Consider the following 14,670-nt stretch of genomic DNA (forward strand, 5'->3'; position numbering starts at 1 on the left):
GGACACCATGATTCTCAATGATGAACAGCAAATGATTCGTGACACCCTGCGCAGTTTTGCGCAGGAGCGCCTGGTGCCGCAAGCGGCGCGCTGGGACCGGGAAGCGCATTTCCCCAGGGAAGAGCTGGCCGAACTGGCGGCGCTGGGGGCGTTTGGCGTGGCGGTGCCTGAACAATGGGGCGGCGCCGGGCTCGACTATCTGTCGCTGGCGCTGGTGCTGGAAGAAATTGCCGCCGGTGACGGCGGTACCTCGACCATCATCTCGGTAAATAACTGCCCCGTCTGCAGCATCGCCATGATGTACGCCAGCGATGCGCAAAAACAGCAGTGGCTGCGTCCGCTCGCGCAAGGGACCATGCTGGGCGCGTTTGCGCTGACCGAGCCGCATACCGGCAGCGACGCTTCGGCGCTGCGCACCACTGCCAGCCGTGACGGCGATTTTTATATCCTTAACGGCAGCAAGCAATTCATCACCAGCGGCAAGCACGGCGACGTCGCCATCGTCATGGCGGTGACCGACAAGGCCGCCGGTAAGCGGGGCATCAGTGCCTTCTGGGTGCCGACCAATTCTCCCGGCTACATCGTCGCCGGCGTCGAACACAAGATGGGCCAGCACTCGTCGGACACGGCGCAAATCCTGTTCGACCAGTGCCGCATCCCGGCAGAGAACCTGATTGGCGTGGAGGGGCAAGGCTATAAAATTGCCCTGTCCGGTCTCGAGGGCGGCCGTATCGGCATCGCCTCGCAGGCGGTCGGCATGGCGCGCGCCGCATACGAAGCGGCGCTGGTCTACGCGCGCGAACGCGAGAGTTTTGGCCGCCCCATCTACGAGCACCAGGCGGTGCAGTTCCGGCTGGCCGACATGGCCACCCGCATCGAAGCGGCGCGCCAGCTGATCTGGCACGCGGCGTCGATGAAAGACGCCGGCCTGCCCTGTCTGAAAGAAGCGGCGATGGCCAAACTGTTCGCTTCCGAAATGGCCGAGCGCGTGGTGTCGGATGCGATGCAAGTGTTTGGCGGTTACGGTTATGTCAGCGATTTTCCCATCGAGCGGATTTACCGCGATGTGCGGGTGTGCCAGATTTATGAGGGCACCAGCGATATCCAGAAAATCCTGATCGCGCGCGCGCTGTAAGGGCACTGACCGCAAGGGGAACCGGCACGCGCAGAGCGCGCTGCCTGTCGCATGCCTGCCAGCTTGCAAGGCGTTCACCGGCCAGCGAGCGGTTCCCTCACAGCGCATGCCCGAGTCGCAGCTCCAGTTGCGCGCGGTAAGTGCGGCTGACGCGAGCGCGCCCGCCATGCTTGAGCGTCACCTCGAACTCGCCGTGCGTCAGTGCTTCGAACGCGAGCACGCTGTCGATATTCAAGATGGCCGAGCGGTGCACGCGCACGAAACGCGCCGGGTCGAGCCGGGCAGCGAGCGCGCCGAGCGGCGCCCGGTACAGCAGCACAGCGCCGCCCACGTGCAGATTCGCATACACGCCATTGCCGTCGATCCAGTCGATGTCGGGCGCGCGCACCATGCGCGTGACGCCGGCGGTCTTGATGGCCAGGCGCTCAAGGTAGGGACGCGTCGGCACGCCAAGCGCCATCGTGGCGACCGGCGTCACCACGCCTGCGGCACCGACGCTTCCCATCATGCGCAGCACATGCTCGCTGAACGCCTCCATGCGCTGGCCCGCCAGACGCGCCTTGGCCCGCGCCAGCGCCGCCTCCATCCGCTCATCGCTGAACGGTTTGAGCAGGTAGTCGAGCGCGTTCGCTTCGAACGCGCGCACGGCGTGCTGGTCGTAGGCGGTGACGAACACCGCCAGCGGCATGGCGTGCGCACCGACGGCGGCGACCACCTCAAGCCCGTTCAGCTCGGGCATCTGGATGTCGAGGAACACCAAGTCGATGGGCGCGGCGCCGATCTGCGCCACTGCCATCCGGCCGTCGCTCGCCTCGAGCACGCTGCCGATATCGGCATCGCGCTGCAGCAACTCGATCAGGCGGCGGCGCGCCGGCGGCTCGTCGTCGACCACCAGTACGGTCAATGTGGTGTTCATGGCGTTACTGCTCCTGTTCCAGCAAGCGCAGTGGCCAGTGCAGCGCCACCCGCGTGCCGCCGCCAGCGCGCTCGCTAACGCGCAGCGCGCCGCCGTCGCCATGCAGACCGAGCACACGCGCGCGGGTGATCGACAGGCCCAGTCCAGACGACGCCTCGGCCGACCAGGCCGGCGGCAAACCAACACCGTCATCGACGACCTCGACGTGCAGGCAGCCGCCGCGTGCGTGAGCGCCGATCACCAGGCGGCCGCCACCGGCGCGCGGCCCAATGCCGTGGCGGATGGCGTTCTCGACCAATGGTTGCAGGAACAGGTTGGGCACCGCCGCGCGCAGCACGGCAGCGTCGATGTCGAGTTGCACGTCAAGGCTGTCACCGAAGCGGATGCGCTGGATCGCCAGGTAGTGTTCGAGAAAGGCCAGCTCGTCGGCCAGTGCAATTTCGCTCTTTCCATTGAGCGCCAGCGACATGCGCAGCAGCTCGGCCAGATGCTCGATCATGCTGCGGGTGAGGCGGGCGTCGATCGATACGTGCGCCGAGATGGTGTTGAGGGCGTTGAACAGGAAATGCGGATCGAGCTGCATCCGCAGCGCCTGCAGGCGCGCTTCGGCAAAGCTGCGCTCGAGCCGTTCGAAGCGCAACTGGTCGGCCAGGTAGCGGCGATGGTAGAGATAGGCGTGGCGGGCGCTGACGATCATGCAGTAGACCAGAAACGCCCAGGGATACAGGCCGCCCATGGCATCGCCGAGCACGGCGACGAGCGTGCGCGGGGCGCGCGCGGTGCTGCCCAGCAGCGCTTGCAAGAGGGCGTACAGCAGCACGTACAGCAGGGTCACCAGCAAGCCAAGTGCAAGGTGGACGGCCAGGCGCAGCAGCAGTTGTTGGTGGCTCAGGGGAAGCAGGTGGTCGGCGAGCATGATCAACGGCGTCAACAGCGCCCACGCCCACCACTGCGCCAGCGCATCGAGCAGGGTGGGCCACCACGGCAGCCCGGTCGCCAGCCGGGGCAGCGTAAACAGCACGGCCACCAGGGTCCAGAACACGACAGCAAAGCACAGCGCGCGCGCAGCCCTGCGCCATACCGGGGGTGGCTCGATTGCTGTCATGGCGGTCGTTCGCTCCTGTTGTGGGTGGGCGCTGCACGCCGGGTGCGCAGCGCCGTCCGGGTCGTCACATTGCCGGTGTCGCGGGCGTCAGAACGACGCCGTCGACGTCGTCCAGGCGCATTTCAAAGCCCCAGCCGTAATGGCCGCGTCCGTGCAAATCATTGCTGATGGCCATGATGATCTCATTCTTGCCGGGTTTCAGGGGCAAGGCAAACACGCCATTGTCCAGCGTCATTCGGGCCAGCGGCGTGGTCCGCGCCGTGGCCGGATAGTAAAAATTTTTGCCCGCATAAACGGGGGCGCCATCGGCGAAGATCCATACCTGGCGGGCGAAGCCGAGCGCCACCTGTTTGGTCTGCGCGCGGGTCGAGGTGATCGTCGTCTTTAGCCAGATCAGGTCGATGTCGCCGCGCGGCGTGCCATGGTGGCGGCTCAGGTTGACAAAACCTTTGCGTTCGGCGGCAATGCTGTGCCACGGCGCCGCCAGCGGCATCCGGGCCAAGGCCGCCTCGACGCCGAACGCGATATGCGAGGCCGGCGACAGCTGCCAGTGTCGCACATAGCGCGGATCGGCAGCGGTCGGATCGGGCGCCGCGGTGGGCACCAGCCCTTCGACGGCGTCCGGCGTGATCACCAGGTTGGCGTAGCTGGCGTTGCCGCGCAACTGCAGCTGGCCGCTGGCCGAGTCGCTTTCGAGCTGCCCTACCTGCAGCGACGGCGTCGCCTCTGCGTTGACGAAGACATTCATGCGCTTGCCCGACACCACCAGCTTGATGTGATTCCAGCCGTGCAGATGGACGGGCGCACTGGCCTGGTATTCGGGGTACACATCCCATTGCACCTTCTCTTGCACCACCGGAGCGTACTGGATGCATTCGACCGAGCCAGGGCACGCGGGAGAGGGGCGCAGGTAGACGTATTCGGCGGTGGCCGGGTCGCGCTGGTGGAACCAGATGCCCGAGGTTTCCTGCTCGTCGCCATCCTCGTTGATGTCGTATTCGATGGTGCCGTCGGTGAAGATCAGGTCCTTGAGGATGGCGCCCCCGCCCTTGACGGTCATCATGCCATGGGCGCTGCCTGCCATGCTGGTAAAGATAAGCTCGCCGTTCGCTTCCCAGCGCTGCGCTTCCATGTCGATGGCGTGGACGGCGGCCGCCGCTGGAAATGGCAGCCCCGCCAGAGCCAGCGCTGCCAGCGCAGCGCGCGCCGACGACGAGAAAGACGACGGCAAGACCGTATTGTGAACCATGATGGCTGTGCTCCGCAGTGTGCCTTTGCAGGCGAGGACGCCATTATTGGTCACCGCCGGCGGCGCCATCAAACTATGTGACCAGCCGGCCGGCACCGGTCACCAGGCGGCTCCAGCGGCAGCTGAGGCGGTCGGCGCAGCCGCGCGCCTGCATCAAACAGTGGCGTGAACGGCGCCGATAAGAGCGGCGGCTGCGCGCCCGATTGGTGCTTACTCGCTGATCACGCGGATCTTGTGGACCACCAGGGACGTCTGCAGCGCGTCGTCGTCGGTCATGGCAAACGATGGCGAGTCAGACTGGCCCCGGTACGACGGCAGGCCGGGACGGCGCATCTGCACCGACGCATCGGTGCCATCGAGGGGGGCCGCTTGTTGCGGTGCCGGCAGCGCCAGCGCCATGACGCCAGCGACCAGGCTGGCAACCGCCAGCAGCACCGTCGGCAAATCTTTTACGCGATGAAGTTTCACAATAAATCCTGACAGAAAAGGGAACGACGCTAAAGTTTCTGGCAGGAATGTATCACCGCGTTTTGTCGGTACCTATCGTAGTTACTTTTGGTAAAAGTATGTGTTGCAAGTTTGCAGCATCTTACACCCGGCATCGCGGCGGCTGTTTGCCGCGCGCACTCTCGCAAGGTAGGGCTTTGCTGCGAATTTCAGCAACTCCCGGTAAATCGTCGTTCCGCGCTTGCCGTGCTTCAAATGAATCGCACGCAGTCGATGGCGCATTGATTCGTTGCGCTCGTGCGGCCGCGCTGAGCATGCGGCGACGACCGGTCGCGCCATCCTCGACCGCGGATCGCTGCCTGGTGCTTGGCTGGCCCGCAATCTTGCATCACATCGTTGAATCAGCCTTGCAAAAAGCCCACTTCGCCAGTAAACCGCTGGCCATGTCCATGGCGGGCACTCCCCGCAGATGCCATCAATGAGCAGGGACGGCAAGTTGATTATGTCGAGAAAATTTACACCAATAAATAATTTTACTTGTAAGTAATTGATTACATTGACTCAAAATTACAGGCATGCATATTGCTTAAGTAACTTTTAAAAAAATACTCGTTAAAAAATATAACGAATCGCCCCTGCCAAACTAAGGAAAAAATGAAAGCACTTTTGAAACGCACCGTCTTCACAGCCGCAACGATCGCCGCATTTCTGGCACCGTTCGTAGCGGCCACTTCGGCATCGGCACACACCGTGGCGATTGGCTGGAGCAAAGGCGCCACGGTCGGTTCAGTCAATCTCTTCATGGGATCGTATCACTTTGATAACACTGGAGACGGTCCGAATTTCGAAGGATCTGCGCACCTGATTGGCCCTGCGGGCTACGACGTTACCCTGCCGTTCACAACGTCGTACACCACGGGCGCCCTGCCAGCAATCTTGCCGGTGTCGAACGTACAGTTTTATTCGGGTTATTCTTTGAGTAGCATCAACTCGTGGGAAGCAGTCACGATTGCAGGACTGAGCACTGCCGGATTGTATAAATTTTCGTATTCGAATATTGTCAATGGGTCCGCGCACTGGTCCCCGTTCAGCACCACCACTTCGTTCAGCCTGACCGCCGCCGACTTCGCCGGCGGCGGTACCGATGTCGGTGGTACTGTTCCAGAGCCTGCCTCGCTGGCCCTGCTCGCGCTGGGTCTCGCAGGATTGGGATTGAGCCGCCGCAAGAGCTAAGCCCATCTTGGCCTGAGCGCCTAGAGTCGTGGCCGGTGGCGCCACGGCCACCGCGCCTGGGCAGAACACGGTGCGTTTGCGCCGTGTTGAAACAGGCTTTCCATCCAAGCAGACAGGGGCGTCGTTTCTTTGTCACTTGCGCGATGGTGGAGCCACCAGAGCGACGAGTCAGCCGCCTGATCTTTTGCCGAAAGGTTGCCAGCGCTGTCCTCGACACCGCGCTTGACCACGGTTTTCTTGGACGGCCACCAGCCATTTCCAAGAGACTCCCGGCCAAACGCCCTGTCGCCGCACTGTTTGATGCGTTGACCGTCCAGTGCCGCCCGTCGTAAAAGCTTCGCGGCGGATGGGCCGCTCGCCTTGCTTGGCAGCGCTTTCTATCCGCTCCGTGGACCCCGGTTCGCCGTCTCGCCCCACGCTTACTTTCCACGGTGAGTCACCCTGCCGCAGTTGCGCTTCACTGCGCTCACTGTGGCCAATTCACGGCGGGACTTGCACCCACAAGAGTGCGCCCATGCTGGGCGCACATAAAAAAGCCGGATCGCAATCCGGCTTTCAGCCGCGCCGCGCCGCCTTGTCGACGAGGTTGGCGCGCGTTGCACGACAGTTACTGGGTGATCACACTGACCTTGTCGACCACGAAGGACGTTTGCAGTGACGAATCTTCAGTCATGGCAAACGACAGCGTGACGGTCTGCCCCTTGTACGGCAGCAGGCTAAAGGTGCGGATCTGGTAGCCGCTCGCCTGGTTGACGTTACTGTAGGTGGCCAGGGTCCCAAGCACGGTACCGCTGCTGTTCTTGACGGTGACAACCAGCTTGTCGTATGCCGTCGTGCCGGTTTCAGCAGTGTCGATGTGCAGGGCGAACGACAGGGTGGCCGCCGTCGCCGTCGATGGAATGAGCACCGCCTGCGTCAGCGTTTCGGTTGACGTCGTACCGTTGCCGCCCAGCCAGGCAAAGCGGCTGCCGTCGTAGGCGCTCTGGCCGGCGAAGGCGCCGATGGCGCCGGTGGTGCCGGCCCAGCCCGTGGTGCTGGACTCGAAACTGCCGTTGGTGACGCGCTCGGTGCTGCCACCGGCCGCCGCCACCGTCAGCGTCGCTGCGGCGCTGGTGGCGGTGGTGGGGGTGGTGGCCGAATCGGTCACCTTGACGCTGAAGGCAGCGCCATTGTCGGCCGTCGTCGCCGTCAGGCTGTAGCTGGCGGCGGTGGCGGCGCTGATGCTGGCGCCGTTGCGCAGCCACTGGTATTTGTAGGGCGCGGTGCCACCACTGGCGGTGACGGCAAAGCTGGCAGTGGCGCCGGCGGCAACCGTCACGCTGGCCGGATTGGAGCTGATCGTCACGCCGCTGCCGCCACTTTCGGCGACGTCGGTACCGACATTGATGGCGGCATACGCGCGCTGCACGGCAATGGCTTCTTTCGAGCCGACCCCGTACAGTTCCTGCGCCGCCGCCAGCACCTTGCTGCGGGCGTCCGCGTAGTTGGTCGACGCCGTAAATTTGGTGGTGGCCGCCTTGAACCAGATCCGGTAAGCCTTGTCGTTGCCGATGCCGGTCATGGCCAGCGGCGCCTGGGTCAGGTAAGAACTGTAGTAATCGCTGCTGCTGGTGGCGTTCGACCCCTGCGAGAGGAAATAGAACATGCGGTTATTCGGACCTGACGAATAGTGGACGTCGAGGTTCTTGATGGTGCTGCTCCAGGCATTCGGGCTCGAACCATCCTTGCTCGGCTTGTACAGCCAGCGCAGCGGCGTGCCCGTCTTGGAGATTTCTTTGCCGGTCATCCAGTCGTTACCGGCCGGGATCAGCGTGCCGGTGCCGCCATTGCGGGCATACGCTTCGACCATTTCGCCGTTGATGTCCGAACTCGATTCGTTCAAGCCACCCGATTCGCCCGAGTAGGTCAGATTGGAGGTGGCGGCGGTGACGCCGTGGCCCATTTCGTGACCGATGACGTCGATCGCCCCCAGGCTGTTGAACGAGGAACCGTCGCCGATATACATGCAGCGGCAAGTATCGTCGTAGTAGGCGTTGTCGTAGGCGGTGTTGACGTGGGCGGCGATATAGGTGGCCGTGTTATTGCCGTCGAGCGATTGCCAGCCCAGGGTGTTCTTCAGCATGTCGTAGGTATTCATCAAGCCCCACAGGGCGTTGACGGCGGCAGTCTGGCCATTGGCGTTGACGGTGGAACCGCCGGCAATGTACTGCTGGCCGTCGCCCCAGGTATTGGTGGTATTGGTATAGATGGCGCCGGCGGTGGTGCCGTGGTTGGCATTGGTAATGGCCATGCCGCCGTAAGTACCGCCAGTACCGCGCGTGGTGTCTTTCATGGAATAGGTGCTGCCCGACAGGGTCGTGCTGATCGGCACGGTGCCGTTGTACTGGCTGTAGCCGGTGCCGATCACGGTATGCAGCGCCGACCATTGCTTGAGCACGCGACCGTCGACGGCGCTGATGATGGTGTCGTGGAACACGGGGCGCTGATTGGCGGTGATCAGGCGCGTCTTGACCAGGTAGGCCAGTTCGTACCCCGTCACTTCATCGACCAGGTCCAGCGCGTTGAGCTGGGCCTCGGTCTTGTTGACGGCGGCCGCCACCCGCACCTGAGAAACGATGGGATAGACGATCAGCTCGGCATTCGTCTTGGCCGCTTCGCCGCTGTAGGGGCCGATGGCATTGGTGACGCGGGCGATGGCGTCGGCTGGCGTCAACGACGGCCGCGTATTAAAACTGGCGAAGCGGCCAGCGGTTTTTGCGGCGGCGCCATGGCCGAGGCCCGTGCGCCGTTCGGACACCGACTCGCTGACGATTTTGCCAGCATCATTGGTGACCACCACCGATTCCGACTGAAACACGCGCACGCCCTTGTAGGTGTGGGCCAGCCGGCTCACGCTCGAACCGCGCACGCCGGGGTGAAACGCTTCGAGCGCATAGCCATGATCACTGTCGAGACCGCGCTTGGCGTGGCTGGCGCTGATCTTGGCGACGACGGCGCTGGCCGCACTGGCACTGCGCGCGGCGACCAGGCTATCGGCGCCATTGACCCCGTTATTGCCATCGACGCGGGCGTCGGCGACCGGACCGTTCATCAGTTGCGGGCCAGCCAGTGCCTGGCTGCCTAGCAGCAGCGGCAAGGTGGCGAGCGTGGTGGCAAGCAGGGTTTTGCGTAGTTTCATGGGTGCTCCGTCGTTGTTAGAGTGAATCGACCTGGTCGCACGGTCGCCAGCGCTTATTCCATACCCGCCGCCGTGTCGAAAAATGACCATAATCGCCTCGTTTGGCCAAGTCAAAAAACTCATCAATTTGGACGGTTTGCCGATAAATGTTCAGTTCTAGACATTTATGTCGATGATTGTTCGACAATGCAGCGATGTCACCATTGAATGTTTGTTGATGACAGTCAATTACTGCTGTCTTTATGTACATACAAATGCGCGCCACGATGGATTGACTGTGGTCAAACTGCGACGATTTTTAAAATCATTATGCAAATTGATTACAACGGTTTTAGCGTGGTTTGCGTTTGATATATGTCAGATGTTTTGTATAACTAATAATTCGCCGAATATAATTCCAAATAAATCGCACCCTTAGTTTCCTCTGAGACATATATGCATGTCCCATGCCGGGGTCTTTAAATTTTACAAATTTCGCCATCATTTTCACAAAAACCCCTTGCCGATTCGATTGCATTTTTCGCCGGCGACGGTCTACACTCGTTAAAAATTTACACAAGATATGTGGCCCCAGCCGCGTCAGGAAGTCGGATCACCATGCGATCGATCGCCCATAAAGTGGAGCAATATGTGTCGGAGTCGCCGTTTTTGACGGAGGGCATTGCCACCGGCTTGCTCAATCTGTCCGAACTGGCGCGCCAGATGCGCCCGCGCCTGGAGTCCGAGATGTGGAAGCCGGTCGGCCAGGCCGCCGTGGTGATGGCGCTGCGGCGCATTTCCGAACGCCTGCCGCAACATGGCTTGTCGCAACCGATCGTGCTGGCGCCGCGGCTGGGTGAATTGACTACGCGCGCCGATCTGACCATTTCCACCTTCCGCCTGTCCGACGGCAGCACCGAATGCCAGCGCCACCTGCTGGCGCTGGCCGAACCGCATGACGGCGCCTTTGTGTCGGTCACCCGCGGCGTGCACGAGATGCTGGTGGTGTGCAGCGGCACCCTGCTGCACCTGGTCGAGCAGTCATTTAGCGAAGAACGCCTGCTGGCGCGGGTCGAGTGCCTGACGGCGCTGACCCTGCGCCTCAATCCGGAAACCCGCAAGACCCCCGGGGTCTATCATGCGGTGCTGAGAAAACTGGCATGGGACAAAATTGCCGTGGTCAACATGATGTGCACGTTTTCCGAACTGACCATCCTGCTCGAACAGTCACAGGCGGGGGCGGCGTTTTCGGTGCTGTCGAAAATCGTCGGCCATGAAGTGCAAGGTCGGCTGACCTAAGCGCCTTGCAGCGGCTAACTCACCGCCGGCTCGAGCAGGGTAATTGTCTGGCGCGCCGTGTCGACGGTGGCGCGCAGCCCCACCGGCACGGTGAACTGGTGGCGGATGTGGCCGATCGAATAGCCGCTCACTGCCGGGATCGACAGCGGCTGCAGGTGCAGGTCGAGCGTCTGCTCGAGCGTCAGCGACACGTCTTCCGGGCCGGCGCCGCAATTGTCGCAAATGCCGATGATGACGGCGGCGGCGTGGCGCAAGCCCAGCGCCAGGTCGAGCTGGGTCAGCCAGCGGTCGATCCGGTACGGCGCTTCGTTGACATCCTCCAGATACAGCAGGCCGTCGCGAAAATCCGCTGCATACGGGGTGCCAGCGAGCGCCGCCACCATGCTCAGATTGCCACCAATTAAGCGCCCCGTGGCGACACCGCCATGCACGGTGCGAATGGCGTAATGGGGCTCGCTGGCAGCGCGCACCGCGTTGTCCTTCGCCATCGGAATGGTGTACGTGGGCGCCGGGTCCATCAGCACCGCCAGCATGTGCTCGGTGGTGTAGGGCGACAGCGTCGAGCTGGCCACGGGCCCGTGAAAACTGACCAGGCCGGCGTGGCGCAGCAATGCCAGGTGCAGCACGGTGATGTCGGAGTAGCCGAGCAGAATTTTCGGATGGGCGCGGATCAGCCGGTAGTCGATGCCGGTCAGCAGAGAGATGGCGCCGGAGCCGCCACGAATGCACCAGATCGCCTTGACAGCGGCATCGGCGAACATGGTGTGCAAGTCGTCCAGCCGCTGGCGGACCGAGCCGGCGTAATTGCCATGCACGGCGCGCAGGTGGCGCCCGAGGGCGACCCGAAAGCCGAGGCCCTCGATGGTGGCGACCGCCTTGGCAATGGCGTCGTCGCTGGTGTGACCGGACGGCGCGATCAGGCCGATCAAGTCGCCTTCGCGCAGGCGCGCTGGTTTGATCAGTGGCATGGGGTGAGCAACATGGCCAGGGTGGGTGGCGGGGGCACGGCCGTCAGCAGCGGCCGGCATGGCGGCGCCCGTCAGCACGGCAGCGGCAAGGGCGCCACCGAAGCGGCGCCGGCTGGGAACTGCATTGACCATGGGTCCCCGCAATCATGTTATGAAATAAATTGTAAACAAAAAAGCGGCGGCACTGCCTCGCAGTCCGCCGCCCCTGACCCCTTGCGGTCAGATCAGAATGCGTACTTCGCTTCCACCGTCAGCGTGCGACCGCGCGGATCGGCCACCCGTGGGTCCCAGCCGGCGCCGACGACTTCGTCGACGTTGTGGGCGGTGAACGGTGGATCCGTGTTGAGCAGGTTGAGCACGCTAGCGGTCAGCGTCAAGTTTTTAAAGCCGGTGTACGTGGTCGACAGATTGTACGTGAAGTAGGCATCGACCTTCGGATTGAAGCCGGCCGGCGGGGTCGCCTTGCCGCCGTCGGGCAGCTGGTCCTTGTAGCCGGACGAGAAGTTTTGCGACAGCACGCCACTCCAGTCACCATTCGCCAGCGTCAGGCTCGAACGGGTTTTCCAGCGCAGGTACAAATCACGGGTGAAGAACTGGCCGACGTATTCCTTGTACGGCTGGCCGGCGATCTCGGCAAACTTGAAGCTTTGCGTGTAGGTGGCGTCGACGGCGGCGGTCCACTTGGTGCTGTCGACGCTGCCATTGCCGCGCAGGCCGATGTCGGCGCCGCGCGTCTTGCTGCCCGCAGCATTGATCCAGCCCGCTGTCACATACGAAATGGTGTTGTCGGGATTGCGGATGATGTTATTCGACAGCAAAACGGCATTCTGCAACACCACTTGCGGCGTACGGTTGAGGATCTTGTCTTTCGAGTTGATTGCCCAGTAATCGATCGATGCCGAGAAGTTGCGGAACGGCTCGATCACCATGCCGATGCTGCCCTGCTTGGACGTTTCCGGTTTCAGCAACGGGTTGCCGCCGGTGAAATAGGACAGGCGCGGAATCGCGCAAAACGCCGGATTGTTCGGGTTGGTCGGGCAATAAATCGGATCGGTCACGCCATTTGGCAATTCCTGGAACAGCTGGGCCGAATACAGCTGGGTAAAACTCGGCGCCAGGAAACCCTTGCTGGCCGAACCACGGAACAGCAGGAAGCTGGCCGGTTCAAAACGGAACGAGGCCTTCGGGTTGGTGGTGGCACCGATCACGCTGTAGTGATCGCGGCGCACGGCCAGCTGCACTTCGAGCGATTTCACGACCGGCACGATCAGCTCGGCATAGAAGGCCTTGATGTCGCGCGTGGCGGTGTTGAGCGCCGCATTGCCGGGCGAGAGCAGGATGGTGGTGGCGTCGACGTCCTGGGCAAAGCCGTAGCCTTCGCGGCGCAGATCCATGCCGACGGCGGCGGACAGGGCACCGGCCGGCAGCTGGAACAGTTCGCCGGAAATATTGGCGTCGAGCTGGGTCAGCGTGGTGCGGCCGTGCTGGAAGTGACCGCGGAACTTGGTCGCTTCGGTGGCGGCGATGGCGGCCGGGGTCTGGCTGCCGTCGACCGAGAAAGGATTGATGACGCCCGAACCCATCACTTTATAAAATGGCAGGGTGTAGACATAACCATCGGTGAGGTCGGTAATGGTCTTGCTGTAAGCGCGCGACAGGCCGGCGCGGTAATCCCACTTGCCGACACTGCCTTCGAGGCCAACCAGCACGCGCGCATTGTCGGTGGTGTTTTCCTGGGTACGGTCACCAATGATGTTGGCGCGCCATTTATAGATGATCGGCTTGGTCTTGTCGAAGGTCGAGATGTACGGCGACAGATCCTGGTAATAGGCGCCGCCCACCGGGTAGGCGTTGCCGTTCGCCAGCGACGAGGAAATCTGCAGGGGCGTCAGTTCCGACGTCACCCGTGCGCGCGAGGCGAGCACTTCGACGAAGGCGCGCGTGTCCTTGTTGAACTGGAACACCGTGCGGCTGAGCGCGTTGATCCGCTCGACCGGTGGCGCCATCACATAGTCGCCGCCGTAGTCGTAGGCGCAGGAATTGGTGGTGCGCAGCGGCGAGGTGGTGTTGCGCCACAGGTTGACGTTGTACTGCGACATGCCAGTCACCGTGTTGCACTTGCCCTGAAAACTGAGGGGATTGGCTTGCAGGTACAGGGTCGGGTCGCCCGGCAGCTTGTAGTTGGTGCCGAGCGCGGTGCCGGCGCCGGTGAGCTGGTTGGCGTACGGGGTGCCGGTGGTGTCGGGCGACAGGCCGCGCGAAGGCTGGTAACCGTTGGCGAAATCGCGCTGGCTCGATGCCAGTTTTTCATTCTTGTCGACGGTGACGCTGAGCATCGAGTTGAAGCTGTCGGTATCGAGGTTGCCGCGGCCGATCAGCAAAGAGGCGCGCTTCTGGGCGCCGCCCCCCTGCTGGGTGAACGAGCCGGTGCCGGAGACTTCATTGCCGACATAATTGGTGCGTAAAATAAAGTTGATGACGCCGCCGATGGCGTCGGTGCCGTAAATGGCCGACGCGCCGTCTTTCAGGATCTCGACGCGAGCGATGGCGCCCAGCGGGATCGCATTGAGGTCGACTGCCTTGCCGCTGCCGCCGTGGGTGGCGATGCGGCGGCCGTTGAGCAGCACCAGGGTGCTGTTGGGGCCGAGGCCGCGCAGCGAGGCGAACGAAGCGCCGCCGCTGACGCGGTCGGCGTCCGCGCCAAACACATTGTTGCCGGAGGTAGCGTTGTCGGCGCCGGTGCCGTTTGCCGAAATCGTACGAATGAGTTGCTCGGCGCTGGTGATGCCCTGCTTTTCCATGTCTTCAAAGGTGATGACCTGGATCGGCAAGGCGCCTTCCTTGGCGATCCGCTTGATGCTCGAACCGGTGATCTCGACACGCTGCATCGATGGCTGTGACGGGGTTTCCTGGGCGGCGGCGGGGCCGACGGCACCGATCAATGCGATCAGGTAGGCGAGTTTCTTTAACTTCACGACGGTATCTCCTAGAGTGCTTGCGCGTTGCCCTCCCCAGCGGGGAAAACATGGTGTTGATGCGTAATGTCTTTGCATTACGTTAATGTGACAAATTGAGAGTAAGCGCTGGCGCTTTGCCCCTGCTAATGAAATATGCGGGTCAAGCCATAACTTTTTGGAATGCGGCGTGCACCCCGGCGTGCA

General features: G+C 62.6%; 10 protein-coding genes and 1 pseudogene. 3 read left to right on the forward strand and 8 right to left on the reverse strand.

The annotated features are described in order from the left end of the window. The first annotated feature begins 7 nt into the window (after positions 1–7). The gene (locus ACP7BZ_RS13580) at positions 8–1,135 is read left to right on the forward strand and encodes an acyl-CoA dehydrogenase family protein (RefSeq protein WP_426113960.1); all 1,128 of its coding nucleotides are present in this window, start codon (positions 8–10) and stop codon (positions 1,133–1,135) included. Positions 1,136–1,232: 97 nt separating this feature from the next. Here the strand turns inward: ACP7BZ_RS13580 and ACP7BZ_RS13585 are convergent, their stop codons facing one another. From ACP7BZ_RS13585 to ACP7BZ_RS13600, 4 genes are all read right to left on the reverse strand, one after another. Next, positions 1,233–2,051, reverse strand: coding sequence for a LytR/AlgR family response regulator transcription factor (locus ACP7BZ_RS13585; RefSeq protein ID WP_426113962.1), 819 nt, complete (start codon positions 2,049–2,051; stop codon positions 1,233–1,235). A 4-nt stretch (positions 2,052–2,055) separates the two neighbouring features. Continuing rightward, entirely contained in the window at positions 2,056–3,156 is a 1,101-nt protein-coding gene (locus ACP7BZ_RS13590) for a sensor histidine kinase (RefSeq protein ID WP_426113964.1), read from the reverse strand. A 64-nt stretch (positions 3,157–3,220) separates the two neighbouring features. Continuing rightward, complete coding sequence (locus tag ACP7BZ_RS13595) at positions 3,221–4,405, reverse strand: hypothetical protein (RefSeq protein WP_426113966.1); 1,185 nt, start codon at positions 4,403–4,405, stop codon at positions 3,221–3,223. A 210-nt stretch (positions 4,406–4,615) separates the two neighbouring features. Further along, positions 4,616–4,873, reverse strand: coding sequence for a hypothetical protein (locus tag ACP7BZ_RS13600; RefSeq protein WP_426113967.1), 258 nt, complete (start codon positions 4,871–4,873; stop codon positions 4,616–4,618). 633 nt (positions 4,874–5,506) lie between these two features. Between ACP7BZ_RS13600 and ACP7BZ_RS13605 the strand changes: the two genes are divergently transcribed. Next, positions 5,507–6,085: a PEP-CTERM sorting domain-containing protein gene (locus ACP7BZ_RS13605; RefSeq protein ID WP_426113969.1), complete on the forward strand. Its 579-nt coding sequence runs from the start codon at positions 5,507–5,509 to the stop codon at positions 6,083–6,085. 70 nt (positions 6,086–6,155) lie between these two features. On the opposite strand, the pseudogene ACP7BZ_RS13610 reads toward ACP7BZ_RS13605, so the two are convergent. Continuing rightward, a pseudogene (locus ACP7BZ_RS13610) lies at positions 6,156–6,341 on the reverse strand (group II intron maturase-specific domain-containing protein); the annotation flags it as partial. Positions 6,342–6,692: 351 nt separating this feature from the next. Further along, on the reverse strand, positions 6,693–9,263 hold the full coding sequence (locus ACP7BZ_RS13615; RefSeq protein WP_426113971.1) for a M4 family metallopeptidase: 2,571 nt from the start codon (positions 9,261–9,263) through the stop codon (positions 6,693–6,695). Between the two features lie 597 nt (positions 9,264–9,860). Between ACP7BZ_RS13615 and ACP7BZ_RS13620 the strand changes: the two genes are divergently transcribed. After that, entirely contained in the window at positions 9,861–10,541 is a 681-nt protein-coding gene (locus ACP7BZ_RS13620) for a hypothetical protein (protein ID WP_426113973.1), read from the forward strand. A gap of 14 nt (positions 10,542–10,555) precedes the next feature. On the opposite strand, the gene ACP7BZ_RS13625 is transcribed toward ACP7BZ_RS13620, so the two are convergent. Both ACP7BZ_RS13625 and ACP7BZ_RS13630 read right to left on the reverse strand, forming a co-directional pair. Further along, positions 10,556–11,641, reverse strand: coding sequence for a S66 peptidase family protein (locus tag ACP7BZ_RS13625; RefSeq protein ID WP_426113975.1), 1,086 nt, complete (start codon positions 11,639–11,641; stop codon positions 10,556–10,558). Positions 11,642–11,733: 92 nt separating this feature from the next. Further along, positions 11,734–14,484, reverse strand: a complete 2,751-nt coding sequence (locus ACP7BZ_RS13630; protein WP_426113977.1) for a TonB-dependent receptor domain-containing protein — start codon at positions 14,482–14,484, stop codon at positions 11,734–11,736. Between the last annotated feature and the right edge of the window lie 186 nt (positions 14,485–14,670).

Source organism: Massilia sp. PWRC2 (assembly GCF_049896725.1).
Lineage (GTDB): Bacteria > Pseudomonadota > Gammaproteobacteria > Burkholderiales > Burkholderiaceae_D > JAFCUW01.

Bases quoted from the DNA above. Each gene is read 5' to 3' on its own strand.
- ACP7BZ_RS13615 (WP_426113971.1), bottom strand. From the start codon at position 9,263: ATGAAACTACGCAAAACCCTGCTTGCCACCACGCTCGCCACCTTGCCG.
- ACP7BZ_RS13585 (WP_426113962.1), bottom strand. From the start codon at position 2,051: ATGAACACCACATTGACCGTACTGGTGGTCGACGACGAGCCGCCGGCG.
- ACP7BZ_RS13590 (WP_426113964.1), bottom strand. From the start codon at position 3,156: ATGACAGCAATCGAGCCACCCCCGGTATGGCGCAGGGCTGCGCGCGCG.
- ACP7BZ_RS13625 (WP_426113975.1), bottom strand. From the start codon at position 11,641: ATGGTCAATGCAGTTCCCAGCCGGCGCCGCTTCGGTGGCGCCCTTGCC.
- ACP7BZ_RS13580 (WP_426113960.1), top strand. From the start codon at position 8: ATGATTCTCAATGATGAACAGCAAATGATTCGTGACACCCTGCGCAGT.
- ACP7BZ_RS13620 (WP_426113973.1), top strand. From the start codon at position 9,861: ATGCGATCGATCGCCCATAAAGTGGAGCAATATGTGTCGGAGTCGCCG.
- ACP7BZ_RS13595 (WP_426113966.1), bottom strand. From the start codon at position 4,405: ATGGTTCACAATACGGTCTTGCCGTCGTCTTTCTCGTCGTCGGCGCGC.
- ACP7BZ_RS13605 (WP_426113969.1), top strand. From the start codon at position 5,507: ATGAAAGCACTTTTGAAACGCACCGTCTTCACAGCCGCAACGATCGCC.